Below are 18,352 nucleotides of genomic sequence, written 5' to 3'. Positions count from 1 at the left end.
CCGATTACAGAAGTGCAGGGCCAGCCGCGATCCTATTTCATGGTAAGCCGGCTATTGTATTGCTGTCTGTTTGGAAGGAGGGAACTTGGGCTGGGAGGCTGCATGCCAGCCAGCCCAAGTCACTTTACCCCTTTGTATGATTCAGATCCCAAATCACGCCGAAAGGATCTTGTACTTTTGCATAAACGGCTCCCCAGAACGTATCTTGAAGCTCCATATGGACAGTACCTTCCTTTGAAAGGCGTTCATAAATGTTATTTATTTCTTCTTCACTTTCAAATTCAAGGACCAGCGCAATATGATTTCCAGGGGTGACGGACTGTTCACCGAATGAATCAGACACCATAAGGAATAACGCCCCTTTTTTAAACTGTGCATGCATGATCCGCTCATCATATCCGGGAGGTGTCGGAAAGTCGGCATCCCCGAATGTCTGAACGTTCATCACTTCCCCTTCAAATACTTCTTTGTAATAGGCCAATGCTTCTTTTGCTTTTCCATCAAAAGTCAAATAGGGTGTAGCTTGATGCTTCATGATATCCACTCCAGTCGATTCGATTTATGTATCACCCTTATATTCTAGACGAATAGGGCTCACTCCTCTTAATGTAATTGAACAACTTTACTTTTTTGAAAGAAAATAACCATGAGGATGCGCCCGCCGCTATTCAATGATTTCCCGCTGCCTCCTGTATGCGAGTACGGTTGTTTTTAGTGAAGCATAGTTCCCAATGGCTGCATATCCGTAAAAGAAACCCATGAATATCCCGACCACCAAATGGCCCCTGTGGCTGATGAAAATGGAGATGAGCAATCCGAGAATGACGGCAATATTGGGCACCAGGAAAGAAGGGGGTTTTACAGTCAGCTTTATTACCTGGGTGAACAGGATGATGACCGGTATGGCCATGACCGCATCCCAGATATTTGTATGGATCGTTGGTAAATTCATGGTGAGCCTCCGATGATCGTTTTAGTCATAATGTTTCCAACTGGCGCGCTAATAAACAAAAAAAGGATGACCCAAAAGGATCATCCATGAGATTATTTGAACAGTGCATTCCAGCGCTCGGCCTTTTCCAGTGCGGCAAGGTCATTGACCACTTCGCCAGGACGCACACCGGCACCGATCAAGTAGTCTGCAAATTCCATGTTGACGAATTCGAAGATGTAATTGAACTGCTGAACCAGGGGAAGCCCTTTGATACGGGCGCTCGATCCACCGCTGATGACGACATACGCTTTTTTCTTGGTAAGCTCTTCCTTCAGATTGAACCGTTCATCACGCAAGTATTGGCTCCAGCGGTCAAAGAAATTCTTCATCGGACCGCTCATTCCATACCAGTAGAGCGGAGTGGCAAATAGAAGGATGTCGTGTTCTTCGATTAGCCGGACGAGTTCTTCGTAATCATCATCCACAGGAGAAAAACCGCCCTCGTCATGCCTAAGATCCACTATCGGCTCGATGTGTTTGTCGGCAAGAGAAACAATCGTGTGGTCTGTGCCTTCAACGATTTTCTTAGTAAGATACTCAGAGTTGCCGTTTTTTCTTGTGCTTCCCAATAAAGCTAATACTTTCATTCGTAAACACTCCTTTATATCATTATATATTCATATCAAGTTGTTTATTTAAATGTGTTTCCGTTTCATCTTTTTTAGACTTCCAGAAAAAGACGATCATGAGGACCGTTACGGGATAAAGGGCCACCCATCCCAAAAAGGGGAAGAACCCCACAGTCAGCATGAGAGAAGCTATGGATGAAATCTTTCCGACAGTATGATGTTTCAAAAGCTTCACGCCGGCAGCTGCGCCGCCTATATAGGTGGCAAAGTAGGTGGCATTCGGAAATGGTAATAGTGTTTCTAATGATAATACTTCAAAATAAACGCCTGTCAATAGGATGACGAAGACATAGGCAATGAATTTCAGTCCGCCGACAGGGGTCAGGTAAGTGGCATGGAGTGTACCGAACCACTTCGGAGCAGCTTTTTGCCGGGACAACGTATAAGCAATCCTGGCACCCGCGCTGACGTAGGCGTTTGAACTGGCTATGGATATGAATAATGCCGTAATGCTGACGGCGATTGCCCCGATTCTTCCGAACGACAGCTGCACCATGCTGCTTAAAGCCGTCTCTGCCATCCCATCTTGATAACTTCCGGTACCCACTACCATTATACCGAGAAAAACATAAATGATGGTGACGATTCCTGCACTCCATAAAACACCTTTAAGCGCATCCTTCCCCGGATCGTTGAATTCTCCGGACATATGCGTCACACTTTCCCAACCGATGAAACACCAGAAGAGAATGCCGATGGTCGGGACCACCGACCACATTCCGTTTGGTGAAAAGGGAGTGAAGTTCTCTGTGTTCACGTGTGGAATGCTCGAAAAAATAGAGAATAAAAGGACGAAAAGAATCAACGTGATCACCAGGGTCTGGATGATTCCCATCGTTTTCACGCCAAAGAAATTAATTAGTAAGACAATTGCCAGTATGACAGCGGCCCCCAGGACAACCTGCCTGTGACTCCAGTCAAACAGCTGTCCGACATATGAACTTCCTGTCAAAGCAATGATGGGCACACCTGTCGGGACGGAAAGCAGGAACATCCATCCGATCACGGTCCCGAACTTTTTCCCGAAAGCAAGAGAGACAAAGTGGGACACTCCGCCAGAACTGGGATGGTAAGCGGATAGCAGTCCCATCGTCAAAGCAAGGGGGACGGCTGCTGCTGATATGACAATCCAGGCAGCGATCGATAAAGGTCCGCTCATATTTGCCGCTACCCCTGGTAAAAATAAGACCCCCGACCCAAGAACTGCGCCTATATATAAAGCAATGATCTGCGGTAAACTCAGTGATTTCTGAAGCTCGCTCATGATAACCTCCTGTACGAATGATTCATGGGAGAGTATATCATTGATAGTATCATCGCAGTTATCTATAATTATCGATATAAACTATTGTAAATACTGATGGGTGATAGTAGTGGATCTGAATTATTTTTATACATTTAAAGAAGTGGCTAAATGGGGAAGTTATACAAAGACCGGAGAAGAGCTGGGTTACGCCCAGTCCAGTGTGACGACCCAGATCAAGAAGCTGGAGGATCACTTCCGGGTGAAATTGTTCGAGAGGGTGGGGCGTAAAATGCGCCTCACACAATCGGGTGAAGAGCTATATTACTACGTAGACCGCATCCTGACACTCATGGATGAAGCGGAGGAGCGGATTTCGAATGAGCACAATCTTCGGGGGACTTTGCGCGTCGGCACCGTTGAATCACTGGCGGCTTATTTCATCACTCCATACATAAAAGAACTGAAAGCCAGGCATCCGGAGCTCAAAATCCTGTTGGAATCGGGACTCTGCCCGAATCTGAAGGAGGGGACCCTGGATGGGACATTCGATCTTTCCATCCTGCTCGATCGCTATGTGGATCATCCTGAATTGACCACCATCCCGATTCGAGAAGAAACCCTGGTGATGATTGCATCAAGCAATCACCGGCTGCAGCACCTCGAGGAGATGAACTTGAAGGAGCTTGAGGATGAGACGTTGATCCTGACCGAGGAAGGCTGTCCTTATCGGGTATTGCTCGAACAACTCCTGCTCGAAGACAATATTCAGGCGAGGTCGGTCATTTCCTTCAGCAGTCTGGAAGCGATCAAGCAATGCGTCGCAGATGATTTAGGGCTCGCCATATTACCGGAAATCGCTGTGAAAAAAGAGATTGAAAGCGGCAAGGTGATCCAGATTCCGTTCGACCACGAAGGGATCAGCATCTACACCCAGATTGTCTATCAAAAGAAAAAATGGCTGACGCCGCCCTTGAATCAATTGATCTCGTCCTTGACGGAGAAGGGGTAGTATCAATTATTTTGATGGACAGTATGAAAAAGTATCAATATCTGTGAATGAAGCAGGCATGTTACACTAATCCCCGAAACCATTTCAAAGAGGTGTTTAGTTTGAATACATTTTTACAATATAATCCTACAAAGCTTTACTTCGGAAAAGGGGAAGTGAAGCAATTATCAGCCGTCCTGGATAAAGGACTGAAGGTTCTGCTTGTTTACGGCGGAGGCAGCATTAAGAAGAATGGCGTCTATGATGACGTCATGGGGGAGCTTGAAAAAGTGGAAGCCACCGTTTTCGAATTGTCAGGAGTCGAACCGAATCCGCGTTTGACGACGGTTCGTAAGGGAGTGGACATTTGTAAAAAAGAAAAGATCGACTTCATTTTAGCGGTTGGCGGAGGAAGTGTGATCGACTGCACAAAAGCCATCTCAGCCGGTGCCGAATACGAAGGTGACGTATGGGAACTAATCACAATGAAAGCCCCGATTGAAGCGGCCCGCCCGTTCGGGACAGTGCTGACATTGGCAGCGACTGGTTCTGAGATGAACAATGTATCGGTCATCACCAACTGGGAGACGAACGATAAATTAGGGTGGAGTTCACCGCATGTGTTCCCGACATTCTCGATCCTGGATCCTGCTTACACATTCTCTGTTCCCCGCGACCAGACGGTGTACGGAATTGTCGACAGCATGTCCCATGCACTTGAACATTATTTCCACCGCACGGAGAATACACCGATGATCGATGGCTTCATTGAATCGTTATTGCGGACAGCAATCGCGACAGGTCCGAAGCTGCTGGAAGACTTGCAATCGTTCGAGCACAGGGAAACGATGATGTATATCAGCACGACGGCCTTCAACGGCTCACTTGCAAACGGCACGGACGGGGGAGACTGGGCGACCCACCGCATCGAGCATGCGATATCCGCGGTTTATGATATTCCGCATGGCGGCGGCCTTGCCATTCTGTTCCCTAACTGGCTCGAGCACGTCCTCGAGGAGGATCCGTCACGCGTCAAGCAGCTGGCCGTCAATGTGTTCGGCATCTCTCCGGAAGGAAAAGAGGATATCGAAGTAGCGAGGGAGGGAGCGAAAGCCCTTCGTGACTTCTGGAATTCCTTAGGTGCACCGAGCACATTGGCCGACTATGAGATCGACGACCGCGACTTTGACGCCATCGTTGAAAAGACTTTCATCAAACCTGGCGTCGGTACGTATAAGGAAATGGATGCTGAAAGCGTGCGCGATATCTTGAACCGCTCATTATAAGTCATTAAAAAGGACAGATCCTCGTGGGGATCTGTCCTTTTTCCCTTTCATGCTGGTGGAAGCCTTCTTACCTTTATCGCTGGCGAAAGCCTTCTTCCCTTAAATAAAGAGCGGCCTCATCGTACCCGCCGAAGCTATCCTCCAGATTATCCCCGGCATAGATGTTCCAGCGGTCGTCCTCTTCCACGAGCAGAAGTGTGTGCCCTTCAGCATCCTTCCATGTTTGCTCGATGGCAGGTTCCACTTCTTCCTCCTCTGACAGGTATGAAATGGATGCCGAGATGATGGCGCGCAGCTCTTCTTCATTGAAGTCCCGGATATTGACGAGTCCTTTATGATTGGCTTCATACTGCGGGAGGTTCCCTGTATAGACAAATCCGTTGCCGTTGGGGTGCAGATGATGGACCACTACGGTCTTGTCATAAAGGCTGTCCTCAAAGTGGAAATTCGCCCGATTGAGCGACACCTCTTTCTTTGTAAGCTCATCGAATGTTTCGATGATGGCGAGTTTCTCTTCGAATGTCAGCAAGTAAATACCTCATTTCTATTTTTACGATTTTATCATTATAGCACAGTCCCCTATTTTTCAAGAAGGGTTCGGGGTATAATGATGTGAAGAGGTGAGCATATTGAAAGATTTCACATCCTTAGGGATTCAAACTACGTATACAGATGCACTGAAAGAACAATCGATTACAGAACCGACGCCGATCCAGGTCGAGACGATACCAGTTCTGTTAAATGGCGAAGACGTCATCGGACAGGCACAGACCGGTACGGGAAAAACAATGGCCTTCCTGCTGCCGATGCTTGCAAAAATCGATAAAGAGAAAGAAAACATCCAATCCTTGATCGTCACTCCGACAAGGGAACTGGCGATTCAGGTGACAGCAGAGCTCAATCAGCTTCTGTCAGCTTCCAAAGAAGAGATCAATGTGCTGGCCGTTTACGGCGGACAAGACGTCGAAAAGCAGATCAGCCGACTGAAGAACCGTGCGATACACATTGTCATCGGCACGCCGGGACGGATCCTTGATCACGTCCGCCGCGGGACGATCGACTTTTCAGAAGTGTCCTTCCTTGTGTTGGATGAAGCGGATCAAATGCTTCACATCGGATTCTTCGATGAGGTGGAGGCAATCATACGCGAAACGCCTTACACAAGGCAGACCGCGTTGTTCTCAGCGACGATGTCAAAGGACATCCGTAAAATCGGCAAGCGCTACATGAATAACCCGCACAACGTGCAGATTCGTGAAAAAGAGAAAATCGTCGAGGAAATCCATCAGGAAGTCGTCGAAACGACCGACCGCAGGAAGTTAGATGCCCTCAGTCAGACCATCCATGATGTCCAGCCGTTCCTCGGTATCATTTTCTGTAGGACGAAGAGGCGGGTCAGCAAACTGTTGATGGACTTGAAAGCCCGCGGCTTCCTTGTCGATGAACTTCACGGCGACCTGTCGCAGTCAAAAAGGGAAGCAGTCATGAAAAAATTCCGCGATGCCAAGATCCATTTATTGATTGCAACCGACGTTGCAGCGCGCGGACTTGACGTGGAAGGCGTCACACACGTCTTCAACTACGATATCCCGCAGGACGTGGAGAGCTACATCCACCGAATCGGACGCACGGGCCGTGCCGGCAAAGACGGACTTGCCATCACATTTGTGGCGTTGAAGGACAAACAGGCACTGGAGATAATCGAGAAGGGAATCGACCGTTCCCTGCCGAGGCGCGAGGTGGATGTCGCGGCGGCAGCTGAACAAAGTCCATCCCGCGGTAAAGGAAACAATGAAAGTGCCAAGGATAGAAGGGAACGTAAAATCCAGGAGAGCCGGGAACGCAGTGCGAAAGGCGGAGGTGGATCAGCCGGACGGGGCGGCCGACGCGGATCGAGCGGACGTTCAGCTGGTAAATCTGAAGGGAGAGGTCCATCTGGAAGAGGTTCTTCGTCTGCAGGGAGAGGCTCATCTGGGAGAGGTTCTTCATCTGCAGGGGGTTCATCGTCCGCAGGCAGAGGCTCTTCCTTTAGCAAAGGTCCATCCTCCGGGGGCGGCCGTGGGAGCAGCGGCAGATCCGGTGGTGGACGGAGAGGCAGCTCAAGCCAGGGGTCAGGCGGAAGAAGAGGCCGGCCTTAAGCTTGTTTTTAATACAGTGAAAAAGCATGGTGCGTGGTGTGGTGCGCAGCCATGCTTTTTTGGTGTTTATTTTGGTATATATTGGTAAGTGATTGAATTATTTGCAGAATCGAAAGAATAATAGGGGAAAGTGGTGGAATTAAAGTGGAAACTGAAAGATTACCGGCTGAAACTCGAAGAATATGCCCCGAAACTGAAAGATTCACCCATTCACCCCGTTATAAACTGCCTACATGTAAATCCTCCGCAGGCAAAGGCGGAGGCCGTGGTAGCGGCGGCAGGTCCGGTGGACGGAGAGGCAGCTTTAGTCAGGGCTCAGGCGGCAGAAGGGGCGATCTTAAGTTTGTTTTTAATATAGCGAAAAAGCATGGTGCGTGGTGTGGTGCGCAGCCATGCTTTTTTTGGTGTTTTTTGGTATATATTGGTAAGTGATTGAATTATTTGCAGAATCGAAAGAATAATAGGGGAAAGTGGTGGAATTAAAGTGGAAACTGAAAGATTACCGGCTGAAACTCAAAGAATATGCCCCGAAACTGAAAGATTCACCCATTCACTCCAATTCAGCCGCACACAAAACCCGATTCCACCTGCCGCAAGCCCCCAGTTCAACCCGACTATCCACCAATTCAGTCACCATTTATCAGAAAATTAACACAACTACCTTGATATCTCCCTCTCATTCCCTTATAAATAAAGTAAACGCTTTACTTATTTGGAAAGGGGATGGAATGACAGCATGCATGTACCTTTAGTATTGACGGATTTTCTCGATCGGGCTGTTGAGCAATATGGGGACAAGACCGCAATCATCGATGATGAAAAGAGGCTGACGTATAAACAGTTGAATGCGCGGGTCAACCAGCTATCCCGCGGGTTGGAGGCACTTGGCGTCCAGAAAGGGGATAAAGTTGCGTACCTCGCACCAAATACGACGGAAATGCTTGAAGGGTTTTACGGGGTGTATGGCGTCGGAGGAGTGATGACTCCGCTTAACACACGCCTGAAGCCTGCAGACTATCAATTCATTCTGACTCACAGTGAAAGCAAGGTGCTGTTTGTGGACGAAGAGCTGTATCCTCTTGTCCGCGAGATTCTTTCAAAGGTGCCAAACCTGAAACATGTCATCATCCACGGGGATTCACAGGACAAGTATCCTGGATATGACGAGTGGAGAGGCACATACAGTCCCGAAGCATTCGACAGGGTCCCGCTCCAAGAGACCGATATCGCATCGCTCCTTTATACAAGCGGGACGACCGGTGATCCTAAAGGGGTTCTCCTGACACACCGGTCCAATTACCTTCACGCACTGTCGACGATGCACCATTTGAAGGTGTCGGATCAGGACACGCTGCTGCATGTGCTGCCGATGTTCCATGTGAATGGATGGGGATCTCCTTTTTATTACACAGCGAACGGTGCCACACAAGTTATGCTCAGGAAAGTCGATCCAAAGGTCATTTTGAAAAAAGTAAAGAAGTACGGGGTATCGATCATGCATATGGCCCCGACTGTCCTGAATATGATCCTGGAACAATATGAATCTGATAAACCGGCCATCGATCAGCCGCTGAGAGTCGTGATCGCCGGCTCGGCACCCCCTCCGGCTTTTGTGAGGAAAGTGGAAGAGGATTTGAAGTGGGAATTCATCCAGGTGTATGGGATGACGGAGATTTCACCGCTCATCACGACTTCCGTGATCCGGTCGACCGAGCTTGACAAAACCAAGGAAGAGAAGTACCGGTTGAAGGCCAAGGCGGGATACAGCATGGTCGGTGCGAAGGTCAAGGTTGTGGATGAGTTAGGAAACGAGGTTCCGCATGACGGCAAGGCAATCGGCGAGATTGTGACAAGGACTAACACGGTCATGGAAGGTTACTTTAAAAACCCGGAAGCGACAAACGCAGCGATCCGTGACGGCTGGTTACATACCGGCGATATGGCAGTCGTCGCTGGGGACGGGTACATCGAGATTGTCGATCGGATGAAAGACGTCATCATCAGCGGAGGGGAGAATATTTCTTCCATCGAAGTCGAGGGAGCACTTTATGAACATCCCGGGGTACTTGAAGCCGCGGTGATCGCAGTACCAGACGAACGCTGGGGGGAGGTGCCGCATGCAGTGGTCGTCACCCGCGATGGATACACCCTGACTGAAGATGAACTCATTTCTTTCAGCAGGGAAAAATTAGCCCATTTCAAAGCACCGAAGGGAATCACATTTGCTGAAGAGCTTCCGAAAACGGCTTCCGGGAAAATACAGAAAGTGGTTATCCGAAAGGAATTCTGGAAAGACCGGGATCGTATGGTTCATTAAAAGGGAAATAATGAAAAAGACGTGTGAGGAAATCACACGTCTTTTTTTGATTCTATTTAAATATCCCGAATGGCTTTCCGACTGGCAGCGTCACTTTTCCAAAATGGGCATTCAACACGCTCGCTGCAAATCCATAAAAGCTGAAGATAGCAATCAGGAATTCTGAAATGGCGGCAAGTGTGTGCATCGCTTCGGGCATGATTCCCAATGTTGACAGCGAAAGGCCGATGAACAAGAAGTCGATCAATACGAAAATGATGAACAATACTTTATGTGTTTCCATCGCGCCGATGGTCATGAATAAGCTGAAAATCAAGTAACCGACGAAGGCAATTCCTAACTGCTCGGAATCGACGGCTGCCGCCGCTTCCTTTCCGAATACTCCGAACTGGATCAGCCAGGACGTCCCGACACCAAGCCAGAACAAACCGAAAGCACCAAAGGCTGTCGTGCCGAATGTATTGTTGTGTTTGGCATCTTGGATACAGGCAAATAGCTGTGCGAATCCGCCAAGGAATATCGCCCAAGGCAAGACAAATGATACCCCGTCCGTCCAGCCCATCTTGGCAGATGAAGCTACAAGCGTGACCATCGCCAGACCGAATAACCCCAGTGCAGAGGGGTCCGCCGTTGATATTTGAACTCGTTGAGTCGTTTGTGATTGATTCATGATGATTCCTCCTAAAAAAACATACCTGACTAATTTACAGAAAAAATTCTTCTAGCACAATAGAAAAAAAGTATGTAAGCATAACTTTCATAAAAAAATTTCAATGGGGGAGGCACGTCTTGTAAAGGTTTGGGAATTTTTATAAATTTAACAACGTATCAGGATGTTTATATTTCCAAAAAGATGGTAAACAAGCAACTGTAACATTAAAACATCAAAGGAGGATTCTTACAATATGGCATACGGCTTTAAAAGAAAAGACAAGCCATAGAGAAGTGCGAAAGAAAGTATTTGAGAATTCTACTTTAGTTTTTGAGAAAGTCATTGGAAACGTCATTTCTGAAAAAGGTCATTGGTCATCACACTAATCACACTTAGAAGGAGAGGAAACAAAATGGCAAACAACAATAACAACAATGGAAACATGAGCCGTGAGGAAAGAGGCCGTAAAGGTGGAGAGGCAACAGCCCGCAACCATGACAAGGAATTCTATCAGGAAATCGGAGAGAAGGGCGGGGAAGCCACTGCCAGCAATCACGATAAGGAATTCTACCAGGAGATCGGGGAGAAAGGCGGCAGAAGTTCCGGCAGCTCAGGGAATTCAAATCAATCAAGGAGCAGCAGCTCTAACTCAGGCTCCAATAACTCAAATAACAGCTAAGCCATTAGTATTCTTATATAGCAACTGTCGTTGAAATTTATAAAGAGTCCTTGGGTATCACTACACACAAAGGAGAGGAAACAAAATGGCAAACAACAATAACAACAATAATAACAATGGAAACATGAGCCGTGAGGAAGCAGGCCGCAAAGGCGGAGAGGCAACAGCCCGTAACCATGATAAAGAATTCTATCAAGAGATCGGGGAAAAAGGAGGAGAAGCCACCTCAAACAACCACAATAAAGAATTCTATCAGGAAATCGGAGAGAAAGGCGGCAAAAACTCCGGCTCCAGTTCAGGAAGCAATAACTAGAATATCAACAGTTACTTTTATCACAACAATGAAAGGGATCCTAAGCAAAGGGTCCCTTTTTAATGATCTCCCTTCCATCACCCAACCCCTTAATATAGGATATCTTCCCATCCATCCGCACCCCCTTTTTTCAGCTGCCCCTTCTCAACAGCAACACTTCTCCGAAAAAAAGTTCTCCAAGGTTTTATCCTAAATCAAACAGGGAATATTCCATCCGTAACGATATTATCGGGAGGTAAAACCCTATGAGCCTGTCAAAGAAAGCAGTCCGGGAAGAAGTGTATTGTCCTACTGAATATGGAAGATTGAAAAAGGTATTGGTGGTTTCACCTCAGAATATGAAAATCACCCAAGTAATCAATGAGACTCAAAAACATTTCTTGAAAGAAAATATCAATATAGATAAAGCCATCGGGCAGCATGAGGAATTTGTAAGGATCCTTGAGGAACACGGAGCCGAAGTGAATCATCTCGAGTCCAAGAAAGAATTCAATGAGCAAGTATTCACGAGGGACATCGGATTTTGCATCGGAAATGAGTTCTTCGTTTCGTCTATGAATACGAACTTGAGAGAGGGGGAAGTGAAGGTTCTCCTTCAATGGCTGGAGGCGAACAAGATTCCCCACACACATTTGGCGGCTCACTCCATCGAGGGTGGAGACGTGCTTGTAGATGGGAAACATGTATGGGTGGGAGTCAGCGGAAGGACCAATCGCCTGGCGATCCAAGCGCTGAAAAAGATGCTGCCAGATCATACCGTCCATGCTCTCCCTTTAAGAAGCGATATCCTTCACCTGGATTGTGTGTTCACGATCATCTCGGAAGAAGCTGCCCTCGTATATCCGCCTGCTTTTTCTAAAAAAGATCTGGAAAAAATCCAAAAGCACTACAATATCATCGAAGTCAGTGACAGAGAACAGTTCCAGATGGGGCCGAATGTACTGGCCATCGGTGATAAGAAAATCATCAGTCTCTCCCAAAACAAACAGTTGAATGAGAGAATCAGGGAGAAGGGCTTTACGGTGATTGAAACCGACTTCTCAGAAATCATCAAATCAGGCGGATCATTCAGATGCTGCAGCCTTCCAGTAATAAGAGAATAAAACCAGGGCCGTCCATCAGTGCATAAAGCATTGCTGGACGGCCCTTTGATTTTGTCTGAACAAAGTGAGGATTTACAAACCTTTTACACGATTGTAGTCTCTTTGAAAAAGGGTCTTCATAATTCTCTACTATTCTAGTAACTGTATTCATAACTTAGGAGGTAGACAAGATGAAGAAATCAATGAAAAAAATCCTGCCACTGGCAGTTGTATCATCATTAGCAATTGGCAGTGTGATTGGAATGAATCAGGAAAACCCTGAAGCGAAAGCTCAAGAATCCAAAAATGGAAAAGCCAAGAATGTCATTTTCATGATTGGCGACGGCATGGGTGTTCCTTATACAACAGCTCTTCGCTATATGAATGACAATCCGGAAACACCGGAATTTGAGAAAACGGCATTTGATCCTTATCTTGTAGGTTTACAATCGACATATCCTGAAGATGAACATGAAAACGTGACAGACTCTGCGGCAGCTGCGACTGCAATGAGCGGCGGAGTGAAGACGTATAATAATGCAATTGCCGTTGAAAACGACAAGTCCAGAGTAAAAACAGTATTGGAGCAAGCGAAGGAAAACAACATGTCTACAGGTATCGTTTCAACGTCTCAAATCACGCACGCGACACCTGCTTCATACGGTGCGCATGATGAACACCGTGACAATGAAAATGAAATTGCCAATGATTATTTTGACGAAATGATCGAGGGTGAACATAAAATCGACGTTATGCTTGGCGGAGGAACGGATTTCTTCGAACGGGAAGACCGAAATCTGGCTGAAGAATTCAAGAAAGACGGATACAGCTATGTGAAGTCAGCTGAAGAAATGAAAAATGATGATAACAAACAGATCCTTGGTCTTTTCGCAGAGGAAGGCATGGACAAGATGATCGACCGTGATGAAAAACAGCCTAGCCTTGCTGATATGACTACATCTGCACTTGATCGTCTGAAAGGTGATAAAGACGGATTCTTCTTGATGGTGGAAGGAAGCCAGATTGACTGGGCTGGTCATGACAATGATGCGGTCGCTGCCATGAGTGAAATGAGAGATTTTGAAAAAGCATTTGAAGAAGTTCGTGATTTTGCGAAAGAAAATGGCGAAACATTAGTCGTTGTTACGGCTGACCACTCAACTGGAGGATTCTCTATCGGTTCTGATGGCGAATATAACTGGAATCCGGACGTGATCGATGCTGCAAAACGCACGCCTGACTTTATGGCAGAAGAAATCGCAAACGGTGCTTCTGTGGAAGACACATTAGCACAATATGTTGATTTGGAACTGACAAGTGAAGAAATTGCTTCTGTAAAAGATGCAGCAGCAACGAAGGACAAAGTTGAAATCGACAATGCGATTGAAAAGATCTTCGATAAGCGTTCCGGTACAGGCTGGACGACGGACGGACATACAGGTGATGATGTTCCTGTCTATGCATTCGGTCCTCAGAAGGAAAAATTCGCAGGAATGATCGACAATACGAATCAAGCACAATTGATCTTTGAGATCTTGAAGAATAAAGGCAAAATCGAAGAAGATAAATAATGAGAAAAGCCACGCTGATATGCGTGGCTTTTTTCTTGTATAGGCTGAACGAGCTGCCACCGCTTTTCGTGTTGTCCAGCTGCAGGGCTTAGAGGCACATGTCATAAGCCAAATCGACCAAGAAGGCAAAGAACGCCTTCATGTCCGATTCGTCTTATGCCACCCGCCTCTGACCAAAGCCCTTCCGCTTTTCGTGTTTGTCCAGCTCCGGCGGCTAGCCCCTCGAGGTCATAAGCTAAATGGTCCAAGAAGGCAAAGAACGCCTTCCCGGCCCATTCATCTTATGCTTGTCGGGGCTGAACGAGCCGCCTCCGCTTTTCGTGTTGTCCAGCTGCAGGGCTTAGAGGCACATGTCATAAGCCTCTGACCAAAGCCCTTCCGCTTTTCGTTTTACCCTTCTTGTAAATCCGCTATGCTGACATTCGATCTTTCTTCAAGGGGGCCGCGAAGGTGCACGACTGCAGTCTGTCCATCTTCCATGACTTCATCAATCCAGACAGAAGTATCATTATATTTCACTTCTATGTCTGCGGAAGAAGATAAAATTTGTTTCACACGTTTAAGTTCCATATTTCATATCCTCCTGAGTATCGTTTTCCTTTGTTTAGTGTGTCCAACTGTTTGAAGAAAATGCCGGTATACTTTATTTTCTACAAGAGATTCTAAAATAGAAAGGGTGATTTCATGAAGGAAAAAGATCAAATGTCAACGACTCAGGCGAATATGGAGATGAATGAACGTTTTTATGGAAAAGACGGGGCAAAACAAGATTCTCAAGCTCCTGCCTACCTTCAAGGCGGGGGAACCCCGGCGATTAAAATTACCGGGGATGACGAGTAGCGAAAAGGCCGAATTCAGGATGAATCCTGGATTCGGCTTTTTTTATGGAAAATGAATAAGCCGCCATGAAGTGGCAGCTTATTCATCAATCAGTCTTATTCTTTTGATCTTTATTATGTTTGTTCCCTTTACTGTTATCTCCGCTTGTCAATTCAGAAGCAAATTCCGTTGTCCCGCGTTTAGGGGAATTTTGATTGCTGCTTCCCTTGTTGAATTTTTTGGTCATAAGGCATTCCTCCTTTGTCTAGTGGGGTTAGTTTTTGAAGGAGGAGACAAAGTTATGCGTTATTTAATTTGAGATTTTCAACACCTGTGCCTGACAAGGCTTATCTTTCCGCATGATTAAAAAAAGGAAAAAATAATCATAGTTTTTTGATATGGACATAGGTTATAATGTAAAGCGTAATGATTACGATTTAATGATAATAGAAAGGATTGCGACATGAACTCTTTAAGAAGCCTTGGTCAAGATACGGTGGGGATCTTGCTATTTCTGGGGATCATGGCTCTGTTCCTGGCAGGAGACATGATTTCGATTCCGGATGGAGTGATGAATTCCTCGTTCGTAAATGTAACGACCATTTTCCTGAGTATTTTGTTGGAAGCGATCCCTTTTATCTTAATAGGGGTATTTGCTTCAGCCGTCATTCAGGTATTTGTATCAGAAAATATGCTGAGAAAATGGATACCCAAGAGATATCCTTATCTCGCCCTTTTTCCAGCGGCGATGGTGGGGGCAATCCTTCCGGTCTGTGAGTGTGCCATCGTTCCCGTTGCCAGAAGGCTGATCAAAAAAGGTGTGCCTGCCCATCTTGCCATTGTGGTAATGGTCACCGCGCCGATATTGAATCCAATTGTGTTTGCATCTACATATTATGCGTTCCAGAACAATATGACGATCGTCGCGGGAAGGATGATACTTGGATTCATTGCGGCAATTATAATCGGAGCATTCATGTACAGGCTCTTTGGTAAACGAAATCCATTGATTGAGGAGAAGCATGCTCATACTCATTCTCATTCTCATGAGCATCATCACGTCAACAATGGGAAGATCATGCAGACCATCGTACATGCAAGTGACGAGTTTTTTGATATGGGGAAATTCCTTGTCATCGGTGCATTCGTGGCCGCTGTTTTCCAAACCTACCTGGACCGCGAACTATTGGTGGGGATTGGTTCTGACGCTTTCGCCGGACCCGCCGTGATGATGGCATTCGCTTACATCGTTTCACTTTGCTCAGAAGCGGATGCGTTCGTCGCTTCGTCATTCGGAAGCCTGTTTACATCCTCATCACTCCTGGCATTCCTCGTTTATGGGCCGATGATTGACTTTAAAAATACACTATTGATGCTTGCTTACTTTAATAAGCGATTCGTTCTTACATTCATTGGGGTTGTCACCATCGCCGTGTATGTTTGTACAATCATTTTTGAATTGCTGGTGTAAAGGAGGGTGACCGCTTGAATTCATCAGAACAATTTCACACGTATATAAGGGGCATTATCTTAATTGGTTATGCGCTTTTGGTATTAAAACTGTTTTTGACGTTCAACCTGCAGAATTTCGTCGCACCTAAGATGCATGTCTATATGTATTTCTCACTCGGCGTCTTTCTTGTGCTCGGGGTGATCCAGATCATACGGGGAACCTCTGCGAAAGGGAAAGCTCATCATTGTGACTGTGAAGGACATGAGCTTCCGAAAGGGTTCTTACGTTCGGCGATTGTCTATTCCCTTTTTGTGTTTCCGATTGTTCTGGGCTTCTTGCTGCCTGATAACCTTCTGGACAGTTCGGTTGCAGCGAAAAGGGGAGTAAAGGTGGGGAATGGTTTATTCACTACCGCTCCTCAAGCAGAAAAAGGGCCGGATGTAAGCAATGAAGAGAACAAGGAGACACAACAGCATACGAATCAACCGACCCTTGGATCATACGAAGTGTTCCCTATAGAAAAAGACTTTGATAAGCTTAAAGAACTTATGGCTAAACAAGATAAAATCATTGTCCGGGATGAGCAGTATATCCAAACGCTGAGTGCTGTAGATGAAAACCTGGATGAATATGTCGGGAAGGAAATTCAATTGACGGGGTTTGTGTATAAGGATGAAGGGTTTGCCGAAGATGAATTGGTCATTTCGCGCTTCACTGTTACATGCTGTGTAGCGGATGCTTCGGTATATGGAATCCTTGCGAAAGATGAGGAGCTTGGTAAGTTGGAGCCTGATACATGGATCAATGTCAGCGGCATCGTCGATAAGACAGATTTCAATGGGATGCAGATGCCGGTCATCAAGAACCCTGTGTTCGAAGTGGTAGATCCCCCGGAGAATCCATATGTAGAAGAATTTTTTATTAAAATTGAATAGTAAATACCCCTGTCCAACTAGATAAGATGGGCCGGGGTTTAATTTTAAAAGTTAAATCGTAATAATTACGATTTGTTGAGTGTAGGGAGGCTGGATCATGTTTGAATGTGTCATTGCAGGCGGTGGTATTCATGGATGCACCGTCGCAAATTATTTAGTCAAAAAGAAAAAGATACCGATCGAGCAACTATGCATCATAGATCCACACCCTGAGCCATTAGCAAAATGGAAGATGCTGACGCACAGAATTGAGATGCCCTATTTGCGTTCTCCTTCAGTTCATCATCTTGACCTGAATCCATTCAGTCTGCAATCGTTCAAAGAAAAAGAAAATAACTCCTTCTATGGATACTATAAGCGTCCTGCACTGAGTTTATTCAATGACCACAGTGAGTCTGTCCTGAATGAAATTGAAATCCGCAAGGCGTGGAGGCAGGGATCTGTACAGAATGTGAGAAGAAACGATTTCTCGTGGGAGGTTCAGCTGGATTCGGGACAAACGATCAACGGGAAAAAGTTAATCATTGCAACGGGCATGAACGAAACCCTCTCATATCCGGATTGGGGACAAGAGCTTGTAAAAGAATATCCCGATCAGGCAGGTCATGTGTTTCAACAAAAGATTCCTCCATTGAAGCCGCCTATAGCGGTCATTGGAGGGGGAATATCGTCAGCACATCTCATCGTGAAACTCAGTAAAAAGTTCAATGGCGAAATATATCAAATCTCACGCCACCCATACAGGGTGCATGACTTCGATAGTGATCCGGGCTGGCTCGGACCAAAATACTTGAATGACTATCAAAATATCACATCATTGACAGAAAGAAGAGAGGTCATACAAAAAGCCAGACATAAGGGATCGCTGCCAAGAGAATTAGTAAATCGACTAAGGTGGCTTCAAAAGGAACATGCCTTCACCTTTATCCAGGATGAAGTACAGTCATGGGAAAAGGATTCTTCAGGGATTAGGCTGAAGCTGAATGCGACAAAAGACATAAACGTGCAAACAGTCCTTTTTGCCACGGGGTTTTCCCCGGAGGCAATGAGGGTGGAATGGTTGGAGAATCTGATTAAACAAGAAAAACTGACTTGTGCCAACTGCGGTTTTCCGGTGGTAAAAGGGAACTTGGAGTGGTGTGATCATTTATTTGTGTCGGGTCCGCTGGCTGAGCTTGAAATTGGCCCGGCAGCCCGGAATATCTCAGGAGCCAGAAAAGCAGCACAGCGTATAGCTGACAGTTTATAAA

Annotated in this window: 20 protein-coding genes and 1 pseudogene; 13 read left to right on the top strand and 8 right to left on the bottom strand. The window is 46.2% G+C overall.

Features of this window, described 5'->3' with window-relative positions; all coding sequences use genetic code 11:
* Nucleotides 1-124 precede the first annotated feature (124 nt).
* From ACUXV2_RS16370 to ACUXV2_RS16355, 4 genes are all read right to left on the bottom strand, one after another.
* Nucleotides 125-535, bottom strand: coding sequence for a VOC family protein (locus ACUXV2_RS16370; protein WP_446244214.1), 411 nt, complete (start codon nucleotides 533-535; stop codon nucleotides 125-127).
* 129 nt (nucleotides 536-664) lie between these two features.
* Nucleotides 665-952: a hypothetical protein gene (locus ACUXV2_RS16365; protein ID WP_446244213.1), complete on the bottom strand. Its 288-nt coding sequence runs from the start codon at nucleotides 950-952 to the stop codon at nucleotides 665-667.
* Between the two features lie 92 nt (nucleotides 953-1,044).
* A complete protein-coding gene (locus ACUXV2_RS16360) occupies nucleotides 1,045-1,581 on the bottom strand; it encodes a flavodoxin family protein (RefSeq protein WP_446244212.1) in 537 nt (178 codons plus the stop codon).
* 22 nt (nucleotides 1,582-1,603) lie between these two features.
* Entirely contained in the window at nucleotides 1,604-2,887 is a 1,284-nt protein-coding gene (locus ACUXV2_RS16355; protein WP_446244211.1) for an APC family permease, read from the bottom strand.
* A 109-nt stretch (nucleotides 2,888-2,996) separates the two neighbouring features.
* Between ACUXV2_RS16355 and ACUXV2_RS16350 the strand changes: the two genes are divergently transcribed.
* Together ACUXV2_RS16350 and ACUXV2_RS16345 are read left to right on the top strand one after the other, a co-directional pair.
* Nucleotides 2,997-3,878: a LysR family transcriptional regulator gene (locus ACUXV2_RS16350; RefSeq protein WP_446244210.1), complete on the top strand. Its 882-nt coding sequence runs from the start codon at nucleotides 2,997-2,999 to the stop codon at nucleotides 3,876-3,878.
* 101 nt (nucleotides 3,879-3,979) lie between these two features.
* On the top strand, nucleotides 3,980-5,143 hold the full coding sequence (locus ACUXV2_RS16345; protein WP_446244209.1) for an iron-containing alcohol dehydrogenase: 1,164 nt from the start codon (nucleotides 3,980-3,982) through the stop codon (nucleotides 5,141-5,143).
* Nucleotides 5,144-5,216: 73 nt separating this feature from the next.
* Here the strand turns inward: ACUXV2_RS16345 and ACUXV2_RS16340 are convergent, their stop codons facing one another.
* A complete protein-coding gene (locus ACUXV2_RS16340) occupies nucleotides 5,217-5,672 on the bottom strand; it encodes a hypothetical protein (RefSeq protein WP_446244208.1) in 456 nt (151 codons plus the stop codon).
* Nucleotides 5,673-5,763: 91 nt separating this feature from the next.
* Here ACUXV2_RS16340 and ACUXV2_RS16335 point away from each other — a divergent pair, with 91 nt between their 5' ends.
* The 3 genes from ACUXV2_RS16335 to ACUXV2_RS16325 all read left to right on the top strand — a co-directional run bounded on the left by ACUXV2_RS16335 (nucleotide 5,764) and on the right by ACUXV2_RS16325 (nucleotide 9,598).
* Nucleotides 5,764-7,281, top strand: coding sequence for a DEAD/DEAH box helicase (locus ACUXV2_RS16335; protein WP_446244207.1), 1,518 nt, complete (start codon nucleotides 5,764-5,766; stop codon nucleotides 7,279-7,281).
* A 133-nt stretch (nucleotides 7,282-7,414) separates the two neighbouring features.
* Nucleotides 7,415-7,639, top strand: coding sequence for a hypothetical protein (locus ACUXV2_RS16330; RefSeq protein WP_446244206.1), 225 nt, complete (start codon nucleotides 7,415-7,417; stop codon nucleotides 7,637-7,639).
* A 378-nt stretch (nucleotides 7,640-8,017) separates the two neighbouring features.
* Nucleotides 8,018-9,598, top strand: coding sequence for a long-chain-fatty-acid--CoA ligase (locus ACUXV2_RS16325; protein ID WP_446244205.1), 1,581 nt, complete (start codon nucleotides 8,018-8,020; stop codon nucleotides 9,596-9,598).
* 52 nt (nucleotides 9,599-9,650) lie between these two features.
* Here ACUXV2_RS16325 and ACUXV2_RS16320 read toward each other — a convergent pair whose 3' ends face one another.
* Nucleotides 9,651-10,268, bottom strand: a complete 618-nt coding sequence (locus ACUXV2_RS16320; protein WP_446244204.1) for an acetate uptake transporter — start codon at nucleotides 10,266-10,268, stop codon at nucleotides 9,651-9,653.
* Between the two features lie 394 nt (nucleotides 10,269-10,662).
* Between ACUXV2_RS16320 and ACUXV2_RS16315 the strand changes: the two genes are divergently transcribed.
* The 4 genes and pseudogenes from ACUXV2_RS16315 (at nucleotide 10,663) to ACUXV2_RS16300 (ending at nucleotide 13,895) form a co-directional block, all read left to right on the top strand.
* Nucleotides 10,663-10,929, top strand: a complete 267-nt coding sequence (locus ACUXV2_RS16315; protein ID WP_446244203.1) for a KGG domain-containing protein — start codon at nucleotides 10,663-10,665, stop codon at nucleotides 10,927-10,929.
* An 85-nt stretch (nucleotides 10,930-11,014) separates the two neighbouring features.
* A pseudogene (locus ACUXV2_RS16310) lies at nucleotides 11,015-11,224 on the top strand (KGG domain-containing protein); the annotation flags it as partial.
* 263 nt (nucleotides 11,225-11,487) lie between these two features.
* On the top strand, nucleotides 11,488-12,345 hold the full coding sequence (locus ACUXV2_RS16305; RefSeq protein ID WP_446244202.1) for a dimethylarginine dimethylaminohydrolase family protein: 858 nt from the start codon (nucleotides 11,488-11,490) through the stop codon (nucleotides 12,343-12,345).
* A 170-nt stretch (nucleotides 12,346-12,515) separates the two neighbouring features.
* Nucleotides 12,516-13,895, top strand: coding sequence for an alkaline phosphatase (locus ACUXV2_RS16300; RefSeq protein ID WP_446244201.1), 1,380 nt, complete (start codon nucleotides 12,516-12,518; stop codon nucleotides 13,893-13,895).
* A gap of 390 nt (nucleotides 13,896-14,285) precedes the next feature.
* Here the strand turns inward: ACUXV2_RS16300 and ACUXV2_RS16295 are convergent, their stop codons facing one another.
* Nucleotides 14,286-14,465: an H-type small acid-soluble spore protein gene (locus ACUXV2_RS16295; RefSeq protein WP_446244200.1), complete on the bottom strand. Its 180-nt coding sequence runs from the start codon at nucleotides 14,463-14,465 to the stop codon at nucleotides 14,286-14,288.
* 114 nt (nucleotides 14,466-14,579) lie between these two features.
* Between ACUXV2_RS16295 and ACUXV2_RS16290 the strand changes: the two genes are divergently transcribed.
* Nucleotides 14,580-14,735: a hypothetical protein gene (locus ACUXV2_RS16290; protein ID WP_446244199.1), complete on the top strand. Its 156-nt coding sequence runs from the start codon at nucleotides 14,580-14,582 to the stop codon at nucleotides 14,733-14,735.
* A gap of 85 nt (nucleotides 14,736-14,820) precedes the next feature.
* Here ACUXV2_RS16290 and ACUXV2_RS16285 read toward each other — a convergent pair whose 3' ends face one another.
* Nucleotides 14,821-14,961: a hypothetical protein gene (locus ACUXV2_RS16285; protein ID WP_341982852.1), complete on the bottom strand. Its 141-nt coding sequence runs from the start codon at nucleotides 14,959-14,961 to the stop codon at nucleotides 14,821-14,823.
* Between the two features lie 216 nt (nucleotides 14,962-15,177).
* Here ACUXV2_RS16285 and ACUXV2_RS16280 point away from each other — a divergent pair, with 216 nt between their 5' ends.
* From ACUXV2_RS16280 to ACUXV2_RS16270, 3 genes are all read left to right on the top strand, one after another.
* The gene (locus ACUXV2_RS16280) at nucleotides 15,178-16,185 is read left to right on the top strand and encodes a permease (RefSeq protein WP_446244198.1); all 1,008 of its coding nucleotides are present in this window, start codon (nucleotides 15,178-15,180) and stop codon (nucleotides 16,183-16,185) included.
* Nucleotides 16,186-16,199: 14 nt separating this feature from the next.
* The gene (locus ACUXV2_RS16275; protein WP_446244197.1) at nucleotides 16,200-17,102 is read left to right on the top strand and encodes a TIGR03943 family putative permease subunit; all 903 of its coding nucleotides are present in this window, start codon (nucleotides 16,200-16,202) and stop codon (nucleotides 17,100-17,102) included.
* Between the two features lie 97 nt (nucleotides 17,103-17,199).
* Complete coding sequence (locus ACUXV2_RS16270; protein ID WP_446244196.1) at nucleotides 17,200-18,351, top strand: FAD-dependent oxidoreductase; 1,152 nt, start codon at nucleotides 17,200-17,202, stop codon at nucleotides 18,349-18,351.
* The last annotated feature ends 1 nt before the right edge of the window (nucleotide 18,352 follow it).

Source organism: Rossellomorea sp. NS-SX7, assembly GCF_052828565.1.
The sequence above is the reverse complement of the archived record's forward strand: the minus strand, read 5'-3'. Positions and strand labels throughout refer to the sequence as shown.

What these genes read in the sequence shown, in the direction of transcription:
- ACUXV2_RS16360 (WP_446244212.1), bottom strand. Translation starts at nt 1,581, where the DNA reads ATGAAAGTATTAGCTTTATTGGGAAGCACAAGAAAAAACGGCAACTCT.
- ACUXV2_RS16365 (WP_446244213.1), bottom strand. Translation starts at nt 952, where the DNA reads ATGAATTTACCAACGATCCATACAAATATCTGGGATGCGGTCATGGCC.
- ACUXV2_RS16270 (WP_446244196.1), top strand. Translation starts at nt 17,200, where the DNA reads ATGTTTGAATGTGTCATTGCAGGCGGTGGTATTCATGGATGCACCGTC.
- ACUXV2_RS16285 (WP_341982852.1), bottom strand. Translation starts at nt 14,961, where the DNA reads ATGACCAAAAAATTCAACAAGGGAAGCAGCAATCAAAATTCCCCTAAA.
- ACUXV2_RS16325 (WP_446244205.1), top strand. Translation starts at nt 8,018, where the DNA reads ATGCATGTACCTTTAGTATTGACGGATTTTCTCGATCGGGCTGTTGAG.
- ACUXV2_RS16295 (WP_446244200.1), bottom strand. Translation starts at nt 14,465, where the DNA reads ATGGAACTTAAACGTGTGAAACAAATTTTATCTTCTTCCGCAGACATA.
- ACUXV2_RS16355 (WP_446244211.1), bottom strand. Translation starts at nt 2,887, where the DNA reads ATGAGCGAGCTTCAGAAATCACTGAGTTTACCGCAGATCATTGCTTTA.
- ACUXV2_RS16320 (WP_446244204.1), bottom strand. Translation starts at nt 10,268, where the DNA reads ATGAATCAATCACAAACGACTCAACGAGTTCAAATATCAACGGCGGAC.
- ACUXV2_RS16370 (WP_446244214.1), bottom strand. Translation starts at nt 535, where the DNA reads ATGAAGCATCAAGCTACACCCTATTTGACTTTTGATGGAAAAGCAAAA.
- ACUXV2_RS16315 (WP_446244203.1), top strand. Translation starts at nt 10,663, where the DNA reads ATGGCAAACAACAATAACAACAATGGAAACATGAGCCGTGAGGAAAGA.
- ACUXV2_RS16280 (WP_446244198.1), top strand. Translation starts at nt 15,178, where the DNA reads ATGAACTCTTTAAGAAGCCTTGGTCAAGATACGGTGGGGATCTTGCTA.
- ACUXV2_RS16305 (WP_446244202.1), top strand. Translation starts at nt 11,488, where the DNA reads ATGAGCCTGTCAAAGAAAGCAGTCCGGGAAGAAGTGTATTGTCCTACT.
- ACUXV2_RS16290 (WP_446244199.1), top strand. Translation starts at nt 14,580, where the DNA reads ATGAAGGAAAAAGATCAAATGTCAACGACTCAGGCGAATATGGAGATG.
- ACUXV2_RS16300 (WP_446244201.1), top strand. Translation starts at nt 12,516, where the DNA reads ATGAAGAAATCAATGAAAAAAATCCTGCCACTGGCAGTTGTATCATCA.